The organism is Paludisphaera mucosa (assembly GCF_029589435.1).
Lineage (GTDB): Bacteria > Planctomycetota > Planctomycetia > Isosphaerales > Isosphaeraceae > Paludisphaera > Paludisphaera mucosa.
In genome coordinates, this window is the sequence record NZ_JARRAG010000002.1 from 1,668,153 (window position 1) to 1,687,908 (window position 19,756).

15 protein-coding genes are annotated in these 19,756 nt (G+C 71.2%); 9 read left to right on the plus strand and 6 right to left on the minus strand.

Going from position 1 to position 19,756, the window contains the following annotated elements; translation table 11 throughout:
- Window positions 1–272 precede the first annotated feature (272 nt).
- On the plus strand, window positions 273–1,607 hold the full coding sequence (locus PZE19_RS16225) for a Gfo/Idh/MocA family protein (RefSeq protein ID WP_277861683.1): 1,335 nt from the start codon (window positions 273–275) through the stop codon (window positions 1,605–1,607).
- A 123-nt stretch (window positions 1,608–1,730) separates the two neighbouring features.
- Window positions 1,731–3,494: an FAD-dependent oxidoreductase gene (locus PZE19_RS16230; protein WP_277861684.1), complete on the plus strand. Its 1,764-nt coding sequence runs from the start codon at window positions 1,731–1,733 to the stop codon at window positions 3,492–3,494.
- A 53-nt stretch (window positions 3,495–3,547) separates the two neighbouring features.
- Here the strand turns inward: PZE19_RS16230 and PZE19_RS16235 are convergent, their stop codons facing one another.
- The 3 genes from PZE19_RS16235 to PZE19_RS16245 all read right to left on the minus strand — a co-directional run bounded on the left by PZE19_RS16235 (window position 3,548) and on the right by PZE19_RS16245 (window position 5,766).
- Window positions 3,548–4,090, minus strand: a complete 543-nt coding sequence (locus tag PZE19_RS16235; protein ID WP_277861685.1) for a hypothetical protein — start codon at window positions 4,088–4,090, stop codon at window positions 3,548–3,550.
- A 17-nt stretch (window positions 4,091–4,107) separates the two neighbouring features.
- Window positions 4,108–4,629, minus strand: coding sequence for a carboxypeptidase regulatory-like domain-containing protein (locus PZE19_RS16240; RefSeq protein ID WP_277861686.1), 522 nt, complete (start codon window positions 4,627–4,629; stop codon window positions 4,108–4,110).
- Window positions 4,630–4,719: 90 nt separating this feature from the next.
- The gene (locus PZE19_RS16245; RefSeq protein WP_277861687.1) at window positions 4,720–5,766 is read right to left on the minus strand and encodes a DUF1559 domain-containing protein; all 1,047 of its coding nucleotides are present in this window, start codon (window positions 5,764–5,766) and stop codon (window positions 4,720–4,722) included.
- A 313-nt stretch (window positions 5,767–6,079) separates the two neighbouring features.
- On the opposite strand from PZE19_RS16245, the gene PZE19_RS16250 reads away from it, so the two are divergent.
- The 4 genes from PZE19_RS16250 (at window position 6,080) to PZE19_RS16265 (ending at window position 11,373) form a co-directional block, all read left to right on the plus strand.
- Complete coding sequence (locus tag PZE19_RS16250; protein WP_277861688.1) at window positions 6,080–7,285, plus strand: AraC family transcriptional regulator; 1,206 nt, start codon at window positions 6,080–6,082, stop codon at window positions 7,283–7,285.
- Between the two features lie 91 nt (window positions 7,286–7,376).
- Window positions 7,377–8,660 carry a beta-ketoacyl-ACP synthase II gene (fabF, locus tag PZE19_RS16255; protein ID WP_277861689.1) on the plus strand — a complete coding sequence of 428 codons (1,284 nt, stop codon included), beginning with the start codon at window positions 7,377–7,379 and terminating at the stop codon, window positions 8,658–8,660.
- A gap of 82 nt (window positions 8,661–8,742) precedes the next feature.
- Complete coding sequence (locus PZE19_RS16260; protein WP_277861690.1) at window positions 8,743–9,345, plus strand: sulfotransferase family protein; 603 nt, start codon at window positions 8,743–8,745, stop codon at window positions 9,343–9,345.
- Window positions 9,346–9,384: 39 nt separating this feature from the next.
- Window positions 9,385–11,373 (plus strand): glycoside hydrolase family 97 protein, encoded by a 1,989-nt coding sequence (locus PZE19_RS16265; RefSeq protein WP_277861691.1) that lies wholly within the window; start codon window positions 9,385–9,387, stop codon window positions 11,371–11,373.
- Between the two features lie 103 nt (window positions 11,374–11,476).
- On the opposite strand, the gene PZE19_RS16270 is transcribed toward PZE19_RS16265, so the two are convergent.
- Together PZE19_RS16270 and PZE19_RS16275 are read right to left on the minus strand one after the other, a co-directional pair.
- On the minus strand, window positions 11,477–12,340 hold the full coding sequence (locus tag PZE19_RS16270) for a hypothetical protein (RefSeq protein WP_277861692.1): 864 nt from the start codon (window positions 12,338–12,340) through the stop codon (window positions 11,477–11,479).
- A 202-nt stretch (window positions 12,341–12,542) separates the two neighbouring features.
- Window positions 12,543–13,790, minus strand: coding sequence for an acyltransferase family protein (locus PZE19_RS16275; RefSeq protein WP_277861693.1), 1,248 nt, complete (start codon window positions 13,788–13,790; stop codon window positions 12,543–12,545).
- Between the two features lie 172 nt (window positions 13,791–13,962).
- On the opposite strand from PZE19_RS16275, the gene PZE19_RS16280 reads away from it, so the two are divergent.
- The 3 genes from PZE19_RS16280 (at window position 13,963) to PZE19_RS16290 (ending at window position 18,483) form a co-directional block, all read left to right on the plus strand.
- On the plus strand, window positions 13,963–16,161 hold the full coding sequence (locus PZE19_RS16280; protein WP_277861694.1) for a sigma-70 family RNA polymerase sigma factor: 2,199 nt from the start codon (window positions 13,963–13,965) through the stop codon (window positions 16,159–16,161).
- 273 nt (window positions 16,162–16,434) lie between these two features.
- Entirely contained in the window at window positions 16,435–17,769 is a 1,335-nt protein-coding gene (locus PZE19_RS16285; protein ID WP_277861695.1) for a Gfo/Idh/MocA family protein, read from the plus strand.
- A 24-nt stretch (window positions 17,770–17,793) separates the two neighbouring features.
- Window positions 17,794–18,483, plus strand: coding sequence for a HEAT repeat domain-containing protein (locus PZE19_RS16290; protein ID WP_277861696.1), 690 nt, complete (start codon window positions 17,794–17,796; stop codon window positions 18,481–18,483).
- A 117-nt stretch (window positions 18,484–18,600) separates the two neighbouring features.
- Here PZE19_RS16290 and PZE19_RS16295 read toward each other — a convergent pair whose 3' ends face one another.
- On the minus strand, window positions 18,601–19,410 hold the full coding sequence (locus PZE19_RS16295) for a carbon-nitrogen hydrolase family protein (protein WP_277861697.1): 810 nt from the start codon (window positions 19,408–19,410) through the stop codon (window positions 18,601–18,603).
- Window positions 19,411–19,756 lie beyond the last annotated feature (346 nt).

A 19,756-nucleotide genomic window follows, 5' to 3' on the forward strand; every position in this document is an offset into this window, starting at 1 on the left:
GGCGAAGCCGAAAAGATAGGTGATAACAAGATGCGTGTCAACATCGAATGCATCGGTGTGTTTCATTTTCTGCATCTATGATTAGAAAGCGCTAACGAGCTACCGGCCGAGTCGGAACCGTGCTTGGCTCGAGCCGTGCGGATGCGAGCCTCGCGATCGGCCGCCGGTTGCGGGCCCGGGGGCGGCGTCGCACAATGGGGCGAGGTCGAGGCCGCCCGACTCGGGCCGGGCGGGGGCCGCGTTTCGAAGGGACCGAACGGAGGCTGGACTTCATGCGACACGACGCGCGGACCGATCGCAGGGGCTTCCTCAGGGGCGCCGGGGCGGGGATGGCGGCCTGCACGTTCCCGGCGGTCCTGACCGCCCGGGGCCGGGCCGCCGCGGCCGCGCCCGGCGAGCGGATTCGGCTGGGGTTCATCGGCGTCGGCCGGCAGGGGACGGACAACCTCAAGGCCTTCCTCAAGCGGCCGGGGGTGGAGGTCGTCGCGCTGGCGGACGTCGATTCGAAGCACCTGGCCGAGGCCGCGAAGGTCGTCGAGGAGGCCGGCGGACGGGCGGCGACCTTCGGCGACTATCGCAGGCTGCTGGACGACCGGTCGATCGACGGCGTGGTCGTCTGCACGCCGGACCACTGGCACGCGTTGGCCACCACCGACGCCTGCGTCGCGGGCAAGGACGTCTACTGCGAGAAGCCCCTGAGCCTCACCGTCGCCGAGGGCCGGCGGATGGTCGACGTCGCCCGCCAGGCCGGGCGGGTCGTCCAGACCGGCAGCCAGCAGCGCTCGGAGGAGCGCTTCCGCCTGGCCTGCGAGCTGGTCCGCTCGGGCAAGATCGGCAAGATCAAGGAGGTGAAGGTCCTGCTCCCCAAGGTCAACTTCGCCGGCCCGGCCGTCGCCGACTCGACGCCGCCGCCCGAGCTGGACTACGCCGCGTGGCTCGGGCCCGCGCCCGAACGCCCCTACAACGAGAAGCGGGTGCACTACCTCTTCCGCTTCTTCTGGGATTACTCCGGCGGCCAGATGACGAACTTCGGCGCGCACCACCTGGACATCGCCCAGCGGGCCCTGGGCCGCGACGAATCCGGCCCGGCGGCGATCGAGGCGACCGCGACGTTCAACAAGGACGGCTGGTTCGAGGTCGCCGAGACCAGCCGGATCGTCTACACCTACGACGACGGCGTGCGGCTCGTCTGCCTCCAGGGCGAGGGGTCGGGCCACTCCGTCCAGTTCGAAGGCGAGACGGGCTCGATCGGCGTCTCGCGCGGCAGCATCGCGTCGACCCCGAAGGAGCTGATCCACGAGCCCCTGGGCGAAAAGGACGTCCACCTGCAGGTCAGCAAGAACCACCACCAGAACTGGCTCGACTGCATCCGGTCGCGCGAGCGGCCGATCTGCGACCTGGCCGTCGGCCACCGCTCGGCGACCGTCTGCCACCTGGGGAACATCGCCATCCGCACCGGCCGGAAGATCGCCTGGGACCCGAAGGCCGAGACCATCGTCGGCGACCCCGAGGCCGCCGCGATGCTCTCCCGCCCCTACCGCGCCCCCTGGCGGCTCCCCGAGGCGTCCTCCGTCAAGGCCCGGGCCGAGACGCCGGGGCGGGCCTGACCGCCCCGCGCGGGGATCGACCGCGTCCGACAGGAATGATAAAATTCGGAGATGCGGCCGCGACGCGGCGGCCGTTGTCGACGAATGAGCATGCGCGTCGGTCTGGATCATCGGGGGCTTGGGATGCGAAGGCGAGAGTTCCTGGGGGCGTGCGGGGTCGGGTTGGCGGGGACGGTGGTTGCGGGGAGGCTCGGCGTCGCGGCCGAGGCGGGGGCCGACGGGGTCTTCCGCGACTTCGACGTGGTCATTGCGGGCGGCACGACGGCGGCCTTCGCGGCGGCCGTGGCCTCGGCGCAGAGCGGGGCGAAGACCTGCCTCATCGAGCCCACCGACTGGGTCGGCGGCCAGATCACGGCGAGCGCCGTGCCGGCGATCGACGAGGCCTGGCACGAGATCAAGGACAAGAGGACCGGCGAGGTCTACAAGGTCCACGCGATCGCCCGCGACCGCGCCAACATGACGCCGAACTTCCGCGCCATGCTCGACGCCACCGGCAACCCCGGCAAGGGCTGGGTCAGCAACTACTGCTTCGAGCCCGAGAACTTCCTGAGGGATCATCTGCTCCCGCTGGAGCGGTCGCTCGTCGCCGCGGGGACGCTCGTCGTCTTCCGCGAGGCCGTGATCAAGAAAGTGGACGTCGACGCCGCGAAGGGGCTCGTGACGGCGATCACGGCGATCCAGCGCAAGCCCCGGCCGGGCGTGGCGGCGGGCGGCTACGACCTCACGCCCTCGAAGGACCTCGCCGACTGGTACAGCCCGGAGCCGTCGTCGCGGTTCGACAAGGCGGTGTTGCGTTTCGAGGCCCCGAAGGGCCGCGACGTCGTCTTCATCGACGCCACCGAATGGGGCGAGGTCCTCGTCCTCGCCGGCGCGCCCTACCTGCAAGGGGTCGAGCACGAGGACGGCGGCCGCGAGGGGGACGACCGCTGCGGGCAGTCGACGGTCTTCGACTTCGTCCAGCGCTACGCCGCCGAGCCGGCCGACGAGCCCGACGGCCCTGCGGGGGTCTCGGGCTTCGGCTACGACGAGTTCGACGGCAAGGCCGAGGCCTGGAACAAGATCTGGACCTACCGCCGCATCAAGAGCGCCAAAGGGGGCGGGCCGGCGGCCGTCGGCGACCTCTGCCTGCAGAACTGGGGGTATTCCGCCAAGCTCAAGGCCGGCGGCAACGACTACCCGTTCGGCTACCTGTTCGTCTCCCGCGCCGAGGCCGATTCCCAGCGCGGCGACTGGAAGGGGGGCGTCGACCTGGCCGTCATGGCCGAGGCCGAGAGGCGGGCCCTGGGCTGGCACCACTGGTTCAAGGCGCACGCCCCCGAGGGGATCGACCCGCGCCAGATCCTGCTCGACGGCGAGGTCCTCGGCACCGGCCACGGCCTGGCCAAGCTGCCCTACATCCGCGACACCCGCCGGTCGGTCGGCCTGGACGGCTTCCTGCTCAAGGGCCGGGACCTCGCCGGCTCGGTCGCGAAGAAGACCGGCCGAAGGTTCTTCGACCGCGTCGCCCTGGGCGCGTACCCGTCCGACGTCCACCCGATCTCGACCTGCACGATGCCAGCCTACGTCACGGCCGCGCACGACACGCTGCCGTTCTACATCCCCTTCCGGTCGCTCACGAACGAACGGTTCGGGAATTTGCTCGTCGCGGGCAAGACGATGGCGCAGAGCTTCCTGGCCAACGCCGCGACCCGGCTGCACCCGATCGAGTGGTCGAGCGGCACCGCCGCCGGGGTCGCCGCGGCCGACATGGCGCGCAACGGCCGCGGCAGCCGTCAGGAGATCGACCAGATCGAGCAGCTCCAGGCGCTCGTCCGCAAGAAGACGCCCGTCGAGTGGACCATCGACGGCAAGCTCTACCCCGGCCCCGGGTCGACCGCGGCCGAGTGAGCCGGAAAACGCGGGCCGTCCCTCTCCGCCCTCGCGGGGGACGGCCCGCGGGATCACTCCTTGGCGCCCTCGGCCGGCGCGTCGGTCCTGGGCCCGGGCTCGGAGACCTCGACCCGGGCGTCGACGTCGAAGTCGACGGTCGTCCCCTCCGGGGGGACCGTGGCCGCGAGCGTCGAGCGTTCGAGGGAGGAGACCGAGGCGGGGAGTTTCTCGGTCGCGGTCGCCACGGCGGGATCGGGGACGAAGCCGCCGCGCGGGCCGAGGCCCAGGACGCGGCCGTCGGCGGCGACGAGGTAGCTCAGGACGACCTTGTACTCGCCGGGGATCGCGCCCGGGCGGGCGGCGGTCTCCAGCGTGAACCGGCCCTCGTCGTCGGTCTCGGCGTGCGCCGGGGCCCACTCCCTGGGCACGAAGGTGACGACGACGCCCGGCAGCGCCTTGCCGCCCACCTTCACGACGCCCGTGACGGGCGCGAGGCGGTCGAGCTTGGCGAGGCGGTCGTCGACGGATTCTTCGGCCGGGCCGCAGCCGGCGGCCAGGGCGGCGAGCATCGCGGATGCGATCAGGCCGATCGGGAGGCTGAGGCGTGCAATCATCGGGGGTTCCTCGCGACTCATCGGGAGGCGGTCTGCTTGCCCGAGACGGCCTGCTTGACGTCGAAGTCGAGCGTCGCGCCGTCGCTGGCGACCTCGGCCTCGAACTCGGCCTTGAACTCGGCGGCCTTCTTCGCCTTGCGCCCGGCCTTCGACGAGCTGGCGGCGCTGCGCTGCATCTCGCCGAGCATGATCGGGTCGTCCTTGAAGGCCTCCTGGACGTTGGAGTCGACCAGGACCCCGGCCGCGTCGAGGCCCGGGGTGACGATCACCTTGTACTTGCCGGGCGCGAGGCCCGAGCGCGACTTGTACCGCGCGAGGTAGGTCCCCGCGGGGCCGCTGGCGTCGCCGCCGGGGGTCTGGTCGGGGTTGCCGGGGTCGGGCATGAACGAGACCGAGGCGTTGGCCAAGGGCTCGCCGTTGCGGGTGATCGTTCCCTTGACGGGGACCAGCGCGACGGCGTCGTCGGGGTGGCCGCAGCCGGCCGTGAGCATCAGGATCGCGATCGGGGCGAGTCGTCGGGTCGTCGGGCGGCGGTTCATGTCGGGGGCTCCCACACGGAAGACGCGCGGCGACGCCGGTGGGGACGTCGCCGCGCCTGGGGCGTTCGGATCGGACGCGGGCCTGCCGGGTCAGAAGGCGTCGGCGCTGATGATCTCGCCGCCGGCCATGGTGGCGGCCGACCACCAGGTGTAGGGGCTGATCGAGTTCTTGATGAACCGGACGCTGCCGTCGCCCATCAGCATGTTCACGCCGCCGGAGTGCTTGCTGGAGAAGACCCAGGCGTACGGGGCCTTCTTCTGGAACTCGCTGGAGCCCGTGGGGTACAGGAAGCCCGAGACGCCGTTGGGGACGAAGGCGACGGCCTGGACGTCGGTGGGCGGCAGGATCCGGCCGTGGACGGCCGTGTGCGTGCCCGAGCCCCAGTAGGGGCCGAAGCGGGGCGGAGGGCCCACGTCGTACTTGGACGCGCCGTTGACCGACTCGCCGGCGAGGAACGTGTTGCTCGTGCCGTCGGTGATGGCGGCGATCGACGTCCCCAGGTCGTTGAAGAAGGGCGTCCGCTGCGCGCCGTCGGGCGTGAACGTGACCGCCCCGCTCCCCGGGCAGTGGTAGTCGGTGTAGTTGCCGGTGTTGAGCTGGTAGTTCGCCCGCATGGCGTTGATCCGCCGGTAGGGCCACGTCGGCGACGTGTTGGGGTCGTTGACGGCCTCGGGCTGGTTGTCGCTGGGACACCAGAAGGCGGCGACCATCGTGCCGACGACCGTCGTGTTGACCAGGTCCGACCCCACGACGACCGTGTTGACGCCGCCGAAGTTGGTGTTGTTCGAGGCGTGGCTGAAGTTGTAGGCGTTGGCCAGCGCCGTCTGCTCGAAGTACGGCAGGATCATCGTGAACGCGGTCGTGTTCAGGACCTGGCCGCCGGGGTTGAGGCCGGTGGTGCAGCTGCCCGAATAGATCTTGGGCGGAGGCAGGGCCCCGGTGGCGCTCAGGTAGTTGTGGAAGGCCAGGCCCATCTGCTTGAGGTTGTTCGTGCACTGGATGCGCCGGGCGGCCTCGCGCGCCGACTGGACGGCGGGCAGCAGCAGCGCGATGAGCACGGCGATGATCGCGATCACGACCAGGAGTTCGATCAGCGTGAAGCCCCGGCGGGGCTCGCTTTTCCGGAATGCGGTCATCAGGCTTTCACTCCTCGACGAGGGGACCGGGCCAGGGCGGCCGCACAGGGCGTGCGCCGTCGGCCGTCGGAGGATCCGAACGAGAACGGGACAAGGGAGGTGGGAGAGATGTGACCCACCATAGAGGCTTCCCGAGAGGGCGGCTATGCAATATCCGGCATCCTTTTTCTAACTTTCGGCCCGCCCCGTCGGCCGCCCGATTTCGGGCCTTTCCGCCCGTCTCGTCCGGTTGTCGCCGCGGGCCCGCGAGGCTACCTTGTAGGCCGCGCCATCCCGCGGACGCCTCCACGTCACCTTATATGAATTTCGACGCATGGCCGAACCCCTGAAACTCGCAGTCGCCCGATGCCGCCCGCCGCACGTCGCGCTGGTCGTCCAGACCTCGATGGCGTACGGCCGCCGGATCCTCGAGGGGGTCTCCCGATACGCCCGCGAGAACGGGCCCTGGACGTTCTACTTCGAGCCCCGCTCGCGCCAGGACCCCCTGCCCGCGTGGCTGGCCTCGTGGGACGGCGACGGGATCATCCTGGGGGTGTCGAAGGCGCGGCGCGAGGTGCGTCCGGCCCGGCGGGTCCCGACGGTGGACCTGGACGACCAGGGGGGGCGGCCCCACGTCCAGAGCGACCATCGGGCGATCGGCGCCCTGGCGGCGGAGCACCTGCTGGAGCGCGGCTTCAAGCGGTTCGCCTTCTTCGGCTATCCCGGCTTCCGCTGGTCGGTCGGCAACTACGACGGGTTCGCGGAGCGGGTGCGTCGCGAGGGCTGGGAGTGTCGGCTCTACCGCGGCGGCCAGCAGGCCTCGTGGGGCCACCAGCTCCCGGCCTGGGACCAGGAGATGGAGACGGCCTCGCGCTGGGTCGCCTCGCTCCCCAAGCCCCTGGGCCTGATGGCCTGCAACGATTTCCGGGGCATCCAGGCGCTCGAGGCCTGCCGCCGCGCCGGGGTCTCGGTGCCGGAGGAGGTCGCGGTCGTCGGCGCCGACGACGAGACGCTCGCCTGCGAGCTGGCCGACCCCCCGCTGTCGAGCGTGATCCCCGACTGCCGCTCGATCGGCTACCAGGCCGCCTCGCTGCTCGACCGGATGATGCGCGGCGAGCGTCCCCCCCGCACGACGCTCATGATCCCGCCGCTGGGGGTCGCCGTCCGCCAGTCGACCGAGATCACGGCGATCGAGGAGCCCTGCGTCGCCGAGGCCCTCCGCTACATCCGCGACAACGCCTGCCTGGGCATCCGCGTCGACGACGTGCTGGAGCACGTGGCGGTCTCGCGCAGCAAGCTCCAGCGCCGGTTCCGCGAGGCGATCGGCCGGACGATCCACGAGACCATCGCCCGCGAACGGCTGCGGCGGGTCGAGCAGCTCCTGGCCGAGACCGACTTGAGCTACGAGGCCGTCGCCGCCCGGTCCGGCTTCGCCTACCTCGGATATATGAGCACCGTCTTCCGCCAGGCGACGGGCGTCACCCCCGCCGCCTACCGCCAGCAGCACGCCCGCGACCGCGGTTTCGACCCATCCGCCTGATCCGGCCCCGCGGCTCGCCGTCTTGACGTTGCAGGACGGTCGTCCTATGATTCGGCGCGATGAAGGTGGTTCCTGGGCGGAGGGCCTCGCGATGCGGCGACGGGTTGTGGTCACGGGGATGGGGATGATCACGCCGGTCGGCGGGGACGTCGAGTCGTCCTGGACGGCGCTCTGCGAGGGCAAGGGGGGCGTGGGGCCGATCACCCTGTTCGACGCCGGGACGTTCGCGACGAGGATCGCGGCCGAGGTCCCCCGCTTCGACCTGGGGGCCTACCGCACCGACGCGGATCGCTGGCGCGACCACAGCCGGACGTCGCAGTTCGCCCTGGCCGCCGCGACGCAGGCCGTGGCGCACGCGGGGCTGGAGACGTCCGAGGTCGACCCGTCGCGGTTCGGCGTCTACCTGGGCTCGGGCGAGGGCCAGCAGGACTTCGGCCGGTTCGTCGAGCTGGTCCACGGCTCCAGCAAGTCGGGCAAGGTCGACACCGCGGCCTTCACCCGCATGGGCCGGCACTCCCTGCACCCGGTCCGCGAGGCCGACCAGGAGCCGGGCAACGCGGCCGGGCACCTGGCGTCGGTCTTCGGCGCCCGGGGCGCGAACATGACCTGCCAGACGGCCTGCGCCGCCAGCGCCCAGGCGATCGGCGAGGCCAGCGAGTTCATCCGCCGCGGCGTGCTCGACGTCGTCCTGGCGGGGGGCGCGCACTCGATGATCCACCCCCTGGGCGTGACGGGCTTCATCCTCCTGACCGCGATGTCCACCCGCAACGACGACCCCGCCCGCGCCAGCCGGCCTTTCGACCGCGACCGCGACGGCTTCGTCCTGGGCGAAGGGGGCGGCGTCCTCGTCCTGGAAGAGCTGGAGCACGCCCGGGCCCGCGGCGCGGTGATCTACGGCGAGGTCGCCGGCCACGGCTCGACGGCCGACGCCTTCCGCCTGACCGACAGCCACGACGAGGGCCGCGGGGCCGTCGCCGCCATGCGGATCGCCCTCGACGACGCCGGCCTGGACCCGTCCGACATCGACTACATCAACGCCCACGGCACCAGCACGCCCTCGAACGACTCGATCGAGACCCTGGCGATCAAGAAGGTGTTCGGCGACCGGGCGTACGCGATGCCGATCTCCAGCACCAAGAGCATGACCGGCCACCTGGTCTCCGCCGGCGGCGCCGTCGAGGCCGTCGCCTGCCTGCTCGCCCTCCGCGACGGCGTCCTGCCGCCGACGATCAACCTGGAGACCCCGGATCCCGCCTGCGACCTCGACTACATCCCCCACCAGGCCCGCGAGCGGCGGATCGACGCCGTCCTGTCCAACAGCTTCGGCTTCGGCGGCCAGAACACGGCCTTGATCCTCAGGCGGTTCGCCGGCTGACCGCGGCCGATTCGTATGTCTCGATCGCCGACGACTCGCTAAAATCCAGCCGGACATGGATTTCTCAGGGAGGTCGTCGGACATGAATGCGGAAACGGTGAGGGACCGGGACGAGGAGATCGTGGTCGTCTCGGGCCTGCCGCGCTCGGGCACGTCGCTGATGATGCAGATGCTCGACAAGGGCGGGATCGAGGCCGTCTCCGACGGCCAGCGCACGCCCGACGTGGACAACCCCCGCGGCTACTACGAGTTCGAGGTCGTCAAGAAGATCAAGGACGACGTCTCGTGGATCCCCGAGACCCGCGGCAAGGTCTTCAAGATGGTCTCGCAGCTCCTGTACGACCTGCCGGCCTCGGAGACGTACCGCGTCGTCTTCATGCAGCGCGACTTCGACGAGATGCTGACCTCCCAGGAGAAGATGCTCGCCCGCCTCGGCCGGCCCTCGGCCCCCCGCGACGAGATCAAGCGCGCCTTCACCCAGCACCTCGACCGCCTCTACGCCTGGCTCGAGAAGCAGCCGAACATGCACGTCCTGTTCGTCCGCCACCACGACCTCGTCGCCGAGCCCCGCGCCCAGTCCGAGCGGATCAACGCCTTCTTCGGCGGCCGCCTCGACGTCGACGCCATGGTCGACGCCGTCGACCCCTCGCTCTACCGCAACCGCAAGGCCGAGGCCGCGGGCTGATCGGTCCCCACCTCGTCGGCACACCTCGCGGAGGCCGTCATGGCCGTTCGGACCCGCTGGACGTTCCTCCTCGCCCTGACGATCGGCCTGCCGGCGGCGGCCCGCACGGACCCGATCGAGCTGAGGTCTCCCGACGGGCGACTCACGGTCAGGGTCCGGGTCGGCGGGGAAGGCCCGCCCGCCTTCGACGTCGCCTTCCGCGGCGTCCCTATCGCCGAAGGCTCGCTCGGGCTGGATCTCGCGGGCTCCGGCCCGCTCGCCCGGGGCCTGCGGATCGTCGGGGAGCGGCGACGGGTGGTCGACGAGACCTACGCCATCCCCGTCGGCAAGGCGTCGTCGGCCCGCGACCGCCACAACGCGGTGATCCTCTCCCTGGTGGAGTCCGCCGCCCCGGCCAGGCGTCTCGACGTCGAGTTCCGGGCCTTCGACGACGGGGTCGCCTTTCGCTACCGGATCCCCGAAGGCGGGCCGATCGGCGACTTCGTGATCGTCGACGAGCTGACCCGGATCGCCTTCCCCGGCGCGCCGACGGCCCACGCCCTGCCCCTCGACTCCTTCACGACGCCTTATGAGAAGTACTACGAGGCCGTGCCGGCCTCGGCCGTCGGGCCCGACCGCCTGATCGGCCTACCCCTGCTCCTCGAGCGTCCGGGGACGGCCTGGATCGCCGTGACCGAGGCCGACCTGACCGACTACGCCGGGCTCTACCTCGCGGGCGACGCCTCGGCGCCGGGGACGTTCCGGGCCCGGCTCTCCCCGCTCCCCGGGCGTCGCGACGGCGCGAAGGTCGTCGGCAAGGCCCCGCACGAGTCGCCCTGGCGGATCCTCATGGTCGCCGACGATCCCGGCCGGCTCCTGGAATCGAACCTGATCTTCCACCTGAGCGACCCGCCGGCGATCGCCGATACCTCGTGGATCCGGCCCGGCAAGACCACGTTCCCCTGGTGGAACGGATACGCCCCCGGCGGTGCGGGGCCGCGGCCGGGCGTCGACACGGCGACGATGAAGGCCTACATCGACTTCTGCGCCGAGCAGGGCATCCCCTACCACTCGCTCGACGGCCTGGACGTCGCCTGGTACGGCGGGCCCATCCAGCCCGACGGGCCGACCGACGTCACCAGATCGGCGCCGTCCATCGACATGCCCGAGCTGCTCCGGTACGCCCGCGAGAAGGGCGTGCGGCTGCGGCTCTGGCTCCACTGGCGCGCGCTCCGGCCCCAGATCGACGAGGCGTTCGCGACCTACGAGCGCTGGGGCGTCGAGGGGGTGATGGTCGACTTCATGGACCGCGACGACCAGGAGATGGTCCGGTTCTACCACGAGATGGCCGAGAAGGCCGCCCGCCGCCACCTGACCCTGACGCTGCACGGGGCCTACAAGCCGACCGGCATGGAGCGGACCTGGCCGAACGTCCTGAATTACGAGGCGGCGCTCAACCAGGAATACAACAAGTGGTCCGCCGACGGCAGCCGCGGGACGCCCCCTTCCCACAACCTGGACGTCGCCTTCATCCGCATGATCGCGGGGCCCCTCGACTACCACCACGGCGGGATGAGGAACGTCCTGCCCGAGGACTTCAAGTTCCGCAACGAGGCGCCGCTGGTCCAGGGCACGCGCGGCCACCAGCTCGCGATGTACGTCGTCTACCTCGATCCCCTGCCGATGACCGCCGATACGCCCGCGGCCTATCGCGGCCAGCCCGGCCTCGATTTCCTGAGGGACGTCCCCACGAGCTGGGACGAGACGCGGGTCCTCCACGCCGAGTTCGGCCGCTGCCTCGTGGTGGCGAGGCGCAAGGGCGACGCCTGGTATCTCGGCGGCATGACGGCCGTCGAGGGACGCGAGCCGGCCCTCGACCTGGGCTTCCTCAAGGGTCCGCACGAAGCCGACCTCTGGCTCGACGAGCCGACCGGCGGGCCGACGGCCCTGTCCCGCCGCCGCGAGCGAGTGGCGTCCGGGACCCCCTTGAAGGTCCGGATCCCCCGCGACGGCGGGTTCGTGGCGCGGTTGTCGCCGCGGCCGGGTTGATCCTTCGGCGGCGTCGAGCCTTTCGAAACGCGAAGACGGAGCCGGTGCGGGCCGACTCCGTCTCGTGTTCAGGGGGCGGATCCGTCCGCGAAGGTCGTTGCGATCAGCCCTGCTTCGACGGGGCGCCGATGGCCTGCATCGAGGGGATGATGGCCTGGGTCGAGGGGGCGACGGCCGGGGCGGCGTACTCGACCGGGGCGTAGGTCACCGGGACCATCCGGTTGACCTTCTTGTACGCCGTGACGGCGACCTGCTCGCAGACCTTGCGGGGGACCTGCTTGGTCACGACGCGGGGCTGGCAGGTCCACGTGACGACCGGCACGCGGTCGGTCACGACCTCCTGCACCATCCGCTTGTGGGTCACCCGCTTGACGTCGTTGACGACTTCCTGGACGTAGCGGGTCCGGGTCACCGGCACCTGCCGCGTCTGGGTCTCGCGGACGATCTGGGTGACGACCACGTCCTTGACCGTCGGGACCGCCGTGTAGGTCGTCTTGGCGACCGTCTTGCACTCGCCGCAGGCCGACTTGTGGTGCAGGAAGCACTTCTTCACCGGCACCGTGACGTACTCGGTCGACGGCACATACTCGCACGACTGCACCTGCTGCGTCGTCTGGACCGGACGGCAGACGGTGTAGTTCTGGGTGACGTAGTCGGTCTCGTGGATCGGCTTGCAGACGACCCGCTGGACCGGGACCTCGACCGTGTCGTAGATCGGCTTGCAGACGACCCGCTGCCGCTCGACGTAGTTCGTGACCGGGATCCGCTCCATCACCGTCTTCGTGACCGTGTCATACTCCGTATGCCACTGCTTCTTGTAGACCGTGTACGGGACGAGTTCCGTCACGCACTGGTAGGCCGGCTGGGCGATCACGCAGGGCGTCTTGTGGCACGTCCCGCACGCCGAAGCCGTCTGGGCCGCCGTCAGCAGACAGGCCGCCATCGCCAAGCTCATTCGAAACCGCATGGTCGTCTTCCTCCGGATGTCCATCACAATCGTCTCGCGCCCAGGTCGCTCGCTCATCCCGCCGCCCGCAGAGACGCTCGAGGGTAAGTCTACAACATGGGTAAAAGGAGTAGCTTGGAAAATTTGTAGCGGTCGCGTCCTCTGGGTGGTTCTAGGACAGCATACCGTTTAGCAAACCCAGGGCCAAGCCCGTTTATTCTTCCTAGACCCTCAGGAAGAGCCGTCGGCGGTACATCCAGAGCAGGATCAGCCAGAGGGCCAGCAGGGTCGCGACGCCCTGGACGAAGGGCTCGTAGGGCGCGCCGAAGACTTTGAAGACGTCGGGGCCGAGATGGGTGTGGAAGCCGGCCACGAGGAAGTCCTCGACGAGGTGGGCCAGGCAGTAGGCGGCGATCGAGTTCATGCCGATCACGCGCAGGGGGAAGGCCCAGGCCTTCCAGCCCAGGACGTCCATGACGAAGTAGAACCCGGCGAGCAGCAGGAAGCAGATCCCGCCCGAGTAGAGCGTCCACGAGGGGGTCCAGATCCGCTTGACGACCGGGCAGAGGCCGGCGGCCCCGAGGCCCCAGCCGACGGCCGCGGCGACGACCCCGGCGGCGGCCAGCAGGCCGATCTTCGACCAGGGCGTGCGCCGCTCCTTGAGGACCCCGCCGGCGAGGAGGCCCAGGATCATGGTGGCGAGCGTCGGGATGAAGCTGATCGTCGCGTAGCCGCCGCCGTTGTAGAGGAACGGCTTCTCCCGGGGGAAGAGGTTCAGGAACCAGGTGTCGAAGGCCCAGGCCGGGTTGCTGTTCTTGTTCCAGTGGGCCTGGAACCCGTTCATGAGGTGCGGCCAGTCGGCCCGCACGCCGTGGGCGACGTAGTCGAACCCCTCGCCGGGCGTGGGATAGGCCGCGAACAGCAGCCAGTAGCCCACGAGCAAGGCCGTCAGGGCGATCCCCTGCACCTTCCGCGACTGCCACCCCAGCAGGAACAGGAGCGGATATCCCAGGCCGATCTGCGAGAGCGTGTCCTCGAACGTCCAGTAGGTCTGGGGCCGGCCGACCGAGCGCAGGAAGACGCCGAGCAGGATCAGGACGAGGGCCCGCCAGAGGGCGTGGGCCGTCATCAGGCCCTTCGACTGGCCCTTGGCCATCCGCGAGGCGATCGAGAACGGCAGGGCGACGCCGACCAGGAACGAGAACGAGGGCTGGATCATGTCGTGGGCGACGCAGCCGATCCACTCGACGTGGTCCTGCTGGTCGGCGAGGAACCGCCAGACGTCGCTCCCCGGGAAGTTCCGGGCCATCGCCCCGAAGCGGAGCACCTCGGCCATCATCAGGAACATCACCAGCCCGCGATAGGCGTCGATCGAGTCCAGCCGGGCCGTCGGCTCGACCGCCGGGACGGGGGCGATCTCGGGCAGGGCGTCGGCGGCCTCGGGCTCGACGGGGGGCGTGTCGGTGCTCATCGTGGAGTCTCGGGCGTGGGCTTCGGTCGGGCGGCGGGCACGTCCGTGTCACGATACCGCGTCCCCGCGCCCGTTGCGAGCGCGGCGAACCCTCGGGAATTCCGCCCTCGGTTGAAAGCGCCGGCCGCCTTCGGGGCACTATTCCGCGTCTCAACGATCCAGGAGGGCAGAGATGGCCGGATGGAATCGCGAAGGGCTGGTCCGCTCGATCCAGACCCTGTACGAAGCGGGCACCCTGAGCGGGCTGGACGACGCGGAGCTGCTGGGGCGGTTCCTCGACCGGGGCGACGGGGCCCAGGCGGCCTTCGAGGCGATCCTGGCGCGGCACGCGGCGATGGTCCACGACGTCTGCCGGGCCGTCGCCGGCTCGGACGCCGACGCCGAGGACGCGTTCCAGGCGACGTTCCTGGTCCTGGCCTGCCGGGCGGCGAGCGTCCGGCGTCGGGGCTCGCTGGCGTCCTGGCTGTTCGGCGTCGCCCGCCGCGTGGCCGTGAGGGCCCGGGCGAACGCGGCCCGTCGCCGGGCCCACGAGTCCCGCGCCAGAGAGGCGGCCCCCACCGCCTACGATCCGACTGAGCCGGACGACGCCGTGACGATGTTGATCGAGGAGGTCGACCGCCTCCCCGCTCGGTATCGCGACCCGATCGTCCTGTGCCACCTCCAGGGCCTCACCTACGAGGCCGCCGCCCGCCGTCTGGGCTGTCCGCTGGGGACGCTCAGCATTCGCCTGAAGCGGGCGAAGCTTCGGCTGCGGGATCGTCTCGAACGCCGAGGCTTCGACCCGGCCCTGGGCTCGGTCACGCTTCCCGGCGCGGCCGTCCCGGGAGCCCTCGCCACCGAGACGGCCCGCATTGCGTGCCTCGTCGCGCCGGCCCTCGGGGCCGGAGTCCCTGCATCCGTCCTGTCCTTGAGCCGAGGAGCCTTGCGGACCATGCGGACCCAGAAACTCGTCGTCGCGTCGGCCGCCTTCCTCGTCCTGGCCGGCGGCATGTGGGCCTGGAAACCGACTGCGGCCGGCGAGGGGCCGGACCCGACTCAGGAAGCCGTCGAACCCAGGCCCGCCGTGAAGTACCAGATGGCCGGCCGGGTCGTCGACGAGGAGACCGGGGAGCCGGTCGCCGGCGCCACGATCCAGGTCTCCACGTCCGATTCGGGCGCGGGCGGCTTCGTCGAGAAGGAGGGCCGATCGGGCCCCGACGGCGCCTACTTCGTGACCCTGCCCCTAGGCCACTCCCAACTGACCAGGATCTCCCCCCCGCCCGGTTACTACGTGCCGGGCGAGATCCTGGGCCTTCGTCCGTTCGCCGTCTCCGACGACGCGCCGGTCGTGCGAAAGGACTACGTCGTCCGGCGGGGGGCCGACTGGCGGTTCCGGCTCGCCTGGGCCGGCGACGGCCGATCTGCCGCCCGGGGTTCGATCTATACGGGGGTCGCCCACGCCGTGGCGGACGGGGCCGGCGAGGCGCGGGTCGCCCTGTCCCGCTCTCGAGGCGAGGTCAAGGGTTCGGTGGAGGGTCCCGGCGACTGGACGTCCTCCCCGTCCGCCTTCCTGATCCGGTGGGACGACCAGTTCCGACCCGAGGCGGTCCGGAGCGTCGATCGGCTCGAAGGCGAGGGTGCGAGGTATCGGCTGACCGACCAGGATGGCCGGTGCGCGACCTTCGAGGACGTGGCCGGAGGCCGGTTCGACCCGCGCCTGGAAGGCGGCCGGTTGGTCGTCCACGTCGCCCTGCCGGACGTCCAGCCCGCGGTCCTCCCTGAGACCTTCGGGACGGTCGTCGACCGCTCGGGCGGGCCCGTGCCCGGCGCCCTGGTGGAAGTCGTCTACGTCTGGAGGCTCGGGGGCTCGACGCACCGTTCGATGACCGCGTCGGAGCATTGCCGCACGCGGACCGACGCGCAGGGCCGCTATCGATTCGACTGCATCCCCGAGACGAGCGGGGGCTCCGCGCCTCACGCCCTGGAACTCTCGATTTCCGGGGAGGGCTTCGTCGCGGTCGACACGGAACCTCTCGACGTCCGGCGCGACGCCGCCCTGGAATTCCCCGCCGTCGTGCTGGCGCCGGGCGGGTCGGTGGTCGGGACGGTGGTCGACGTGGACGGCAAGCCGCTCGGGGGGGCCGTGGTCGAGGACGTGCAGGCGAGCGGCCTGCGGCCGCATTTCACGCGGACCGACGCCTCCGGCCGCTTCCGGCTCGACGGCCTGCCCGAGGGCCGGGTCTTCCTCGCGGCCAGGTACGGGAACCTGATGAGCGAGAGCGGCGTCTCCCACGAGGCCCTTCGCGAGGATCCCAGGCCCGTCACGATCCGGCTCGTCCCCATCCCGGAATTCCCGGACCCCGGCCCCGGGCCCAGGGGCGAGGTCTTGTAACCACCCGGCGGCGGGGGTTCGGAGGCGTCGGCGCGGGGCGGTCTCACTTCCCCCGACTCGCTCCTTGCTTCGCGCCTCGGGCACGGGCATGATGGCGCGAGGCTCGCCTAGCGGCGGGTCGACCTCCTACCTTCGCGTGCGAGCTTCCTCCTCCCCTGCGATCGGCCGACCGACGCCCGGCGGCCGTGCGACGGCGACGACACGGGCGGCGGGCGGACCAGACGGCACACCGGGGGCTCGCCCGGACATCCCCAGAGAGAGGGAGAAGCCACGATGACGGAACCCGTTTCGACCGCCGAAGGCTCGGCCGCGAAGGGCCCGACCCGGCGCGACTGCATCAAGACGGCGGCCCTGGCCGGCGCGGCGTTCGCCGTCCCGACGATCGTGCCGGCCTCGGCCCTGGGCCGCGACGGCGCCGTCGCCCCCAGCGAGCGGATCACCATGGCGGGCGTCGGCCTGGGCCCCCGCGGCCAGTTCGTGCTCGACTGGATGAGCCCCGAGCCCGACGTCCGGTTCGTCGCCATCGCCGACGTGCAGAAGAGCCGTCGCGAGGAGGTGAAGGCCAAGATCGACAAGAAGAACGGCGACCAGGACTGCAAGACCTACGCCGACTTCGAGGAGATGCTCGCCACCCGGCCCGACATCGACGCCGTCCTGCTCGCCACCGGCGACCGCTGGCACGCCCAGGCCGCCATCCGCGCCATGCGGCTGGGCAAGGACGTCTACTCCGAGAAGCCGTCGAGCATGACCGTCGCCGAGGGCCGCGCCGTGGTCGACGCGGCCAAGCGCTACGGCCGGGTGTATCAGACCGGCACCCAGCGGCTCAGCGAGGGCCCGTTCCGGATGATCATCGAGCTGGCCCGCTCGGGCAAGCTCGGCAAGGTCCACACCGCCCGCGCCCACATCGCCCCGTGGGACTCGGCCGACCTCAGCCACGCCTGGCTCCCCGAGGAGCCCCAGCCGTCGAAGGACGACGTCAACTGGGACGCCTGGCTGGGCGGCTGCCCCTGGCGGCCGTACAACAGCGGCTACGTCAAGGGCGGCTGGCGCGGCCACTACGACTTCCACACCAGCTGCATCGGCGAGTGGGGCGCCCACACGTTCGCCCAGAGCCAGGCCGGCATCGACGCCCTGGACACCTCGGCGATCGAGTACACCTACGTCAAGAACGTCAGCGGCGACGGCATGGTCGCCACCTTCGCCTCCGGCGTGAAGATGATCCTCCAGCGCGAGGGCTGGAAGGGCTCGTGCGGGATGACCTTCGAGGGCGACGAGGGCTCCGCCTCGTGCGCCGACGGCTACGCCAAGCCCGACGTCTCGTCGCCGGCCCTGCTGGCCGAGGGCGAGCGGCTGCTGGCCGAGTACGTCGAGCAGACCAAGCGGCCGATGAACCACGTCCGCGACTTCTTCGACTGCGTCAAGACCCGCCGCTGGACCGTCGCCAACCCCGAGGTCATGCACCGCACGATGAGCACCGTGCACGCGGCCAACGTCTGCATGTGGCTCCGCCGCGACGTCCACTTCGACCCGGTCCGCGAGGAGTTCGTCGGCGACGCCGAGGCGAACCGCTTCCTCACGCGGGCCCAGCGCGCCCCCTGGATCATCTAACATCACCCGACGAGGAACTTTGATATGAAGACGAAAGCCGTCGTTCTCGCCGGGGCCGCGCTCCTGGCCGCCTCGTCGTCGGCCCTCGCCCAGAAGGCGTCGCAGTCGGCGGGCAACCGCAAGCGGCAGACGCAGGACGAGCTGGTCGAGGTCCTCAAGAAGGCCGACGCCACCCGCAAGGACAAGGCCGACGCCCTCCGCGTCCTGGCCCAGGTCGGCGACCGCGGCTGCCTGCCGGTCGTCGCCCCCCTGCTCAGGGACGAGGAGCTGGCCGACATGGCCCGCTACGCCATCGAGCCGATCCCCGACCCCGCCGTCGACGACGCCCTCCGCGCCGCCGTCGCCGAGGCCACGGGCCGGCCGCTCGTCGGCGCGATCGCCAGCCTGGGCGTCCGCCGCGACGTCAAGGCCGTGCCGATCCTGATCCCCAAGCTGGCCGACGCCGACGTCCAGGTCGCCGTCATCGCCGCCAAGACGCTCGGCGAGATCGGCACCCTGGCCGCCGCCAAGGCGCTCGAAGACGCCCTGCCGAAGGCCCAGGCCGTCGCCCAGGCCGCCGTCGTCGAGGGCCTCTTCCGCTCGGCCGAGACCCTCGCCGCCCAGGGCCAGGGCAAGGCCGCCGCCGGCCTCTACGACGCCCTCGCCAAGTGCGCCCCCCTCGCCTGCGTCAAGGACGTCGCCGCCAAGCGCGCCGAGGCCCTGCGCAAGGCCTGATCCCGCCGCATCCGGCTCCGCCCCCCCTCCTCTCCTCCGCGAGAGGAGGGGCCGGCGACCGGTCGGTCAACGGGCCTACCTGGGCGAGTCCGACGGGCGTCCCGTCGGTCCCGGTCGTCACGCCGGGTCGTACGCCCCGACCGGGATCGCGCGGCGGATCTCGGCGACGCGCGCCAGGTCGATCTCGGCCAGGGCCAGGCCCGAGGGGCCGTCGGCGGCGGTGGCGAGGACGACGCCCCAGGGGTCGACGATCATGGCCCGGCCGTAGCTCTCGCGCAGCTCGGAGTCGCCGTGGCGGCCGAACTGGGCGGGGGCGAGCACGTAGGCCTGGCACTCGATCGCCCGGGCCCGCAGCAGCTCGGACCAGTGGTCGCGGCCGGTCCGCATCGTGAACGCGGCCGGGACGCAGAGCATCTCGGCGCCCCGGCGCACGAGCCGGCGGTACTGGTCGCCGAACCGCAGGTCGTAGCAGACGCTCAGCCCGAACCGACCGAGCGCCGTCTCGGCCACGACCTCCTCGTCGCCCGGCTCGATCGTCCGCGACTCCATCGCGCGCACGGCGTCCGAATGGTCGACGTCGAACAGGTGGATCTTGCGATAGGTCGCCAGCCGCGAGCCGTCGGGCCCGAACAGGACGCTCGTGTTCCGGCACCGCCCGGGCGTCGCCCCGCGCTCGTTGAACGAGCCCAGGAGCAGGTAAACCGTATGACGCCGGGCGAGTTCCGCGAGCCGCGAGCAGGTCGGGCCGTCGAGCGCCTCGGCGCGGCCGACCTTCTCCTCGGCCGGGCCCAGGAAATTGGCGTTCTCGGGCGTGCCGACGAACTTCGCCCCGTAGCCCGCCGCCCGCGCCACGAGGGCCTCGATCTCGGCCAGGTTGCGTTCGACGTCGGTCGTCGACGACGTCTGGATCACCGCGGCCAGGAACATCTCTCCACCCCCGTCTCCGCCCCGGCGGCCGAGCCCCACGTCGTCGATCGCGGCGACCGACGAAATTCCGTTCGTGCATGGGCGAGGCCCGCATCCGGCGTGAATCCAGGATACCCAGGCCACCCCAAGCGTGTTCAACACGGTTTGCCGATCGGCGGGCGAACTGCGGCACCCCGGCGGAATCACACGAGACTTCGTCCCGCACGACTTATCAAAGGGTTACGTCAAGTGACTGATCATGCGAGGGGGAGGACGTCGGGCGGTGTCATCCTAAGAAGGCTGACGGCTTTCTAAAAAAATCTCGTCCACGCCGGCCATTTTTCTGGCCATGAGACCATAGAACAGC

Coding starts and splice junctions, on each gene's coding strand:
- PZE19_RS16225 (WP_277861683.1), top strand. CDS start 273: ATGCGACACGACGCGCGGACCGATCGCAGGGGCTTCCTCAGGGGCGCC.
- PZE19_RS16230 (WP_277861684.1), top strand. CDS start 1,731: ATGCGAAGGCGAGAGTTCCTGGGGGCGTGCGGGGTCGGGTTGGCGGGG.
- PZE19_RS16235 (WP_277861685.1), bottom strand. CDS start 4,090: ATGATTGCACGCCTCAGCCTCCCGATCGGCCTGATCGCATCCGCGATG.
- PZE19_RS16240 (WP_277861686.1), bottom strand. CDS start 4,629: ATGAACCGCCGCCCGACGACCCGACGACTCGCCCCGATCGCGATCCTG.
- PZE19_RS16245 (WP_277861687.1), bottom strand. CDS start 5,766: ATGACCGCATTCCGGAAAAGCGAGCCCCGCCGGGGCTTCACGCTGATC.
- PZE19_RS16250 (WP_277861688.1), top strand. CDS start 6,080: ATGGCCGAACCCCTGAAACTCGCAGTCGCCCGATGCCGCCCGCCGCAC.
- fabF (WP_277861689.1), top strand. CDS start 7,377: ATGCGGCGACGGGTTGTGGTCACGGGGATGGGGATGATCACGCCGGTC.
- PZE19_RS16260 (WP_277861690.1), top strand. CDS start 8,743: ATGAATGCGGAAACGGTGAGGGACCGGGACGAGGAGATCGTGGTCGTC.
- PZE19_RS16265 (WP_277861691.1), top strand. CDS start 9,385: ATGGCCGTTCGGACCCGCTGGACGTTCCTCCTCGCCCTGACGATCGGC.
- PZE19_RS16270 (WP_277861692.1), bottom strand. CDS start 12,340: ATGCGGTTTCGAATGAGCTTGGCGATGGCGGCCTGTCTGCTGACGGCG.
- PZE19_RS16275 (WP_277861693.1), bottom strand. CDS start 13,790: ATGAGCACCGACACGCCCCCCGTCGAGCCCGAGGCCGCCGACGCCCTG.
- PZE19_RS16280 (WP_277861694.1), top strand. CDS start 13,963: ATGGCCGGATGGAATCGCGAAGGGCTGGTCCGCTCGATCCAGACCCTG.
- PZE19_RS16285 (WP_277861695.1), top strand. CDS start 16,435: ATGACGGAACCCGTTTCGACCGCCGAAGGCTCGGCCGCGAAGGGCCCG.
- PZE19_RS16290 (WP_277861696.1), top strand. CDS start 17,794: ATGAAGACGAAAGCCGTCGTTCTCGCCGGGGCCGCGCTCCTGGCCGCC.
- PZE19_RS16295 (WP_277861697.1), bottom strand. CDS start 19,410: ATGTTCCTGGCCGCGGTGATCCAGACGTCGTCGACGACCGACGTCGAA.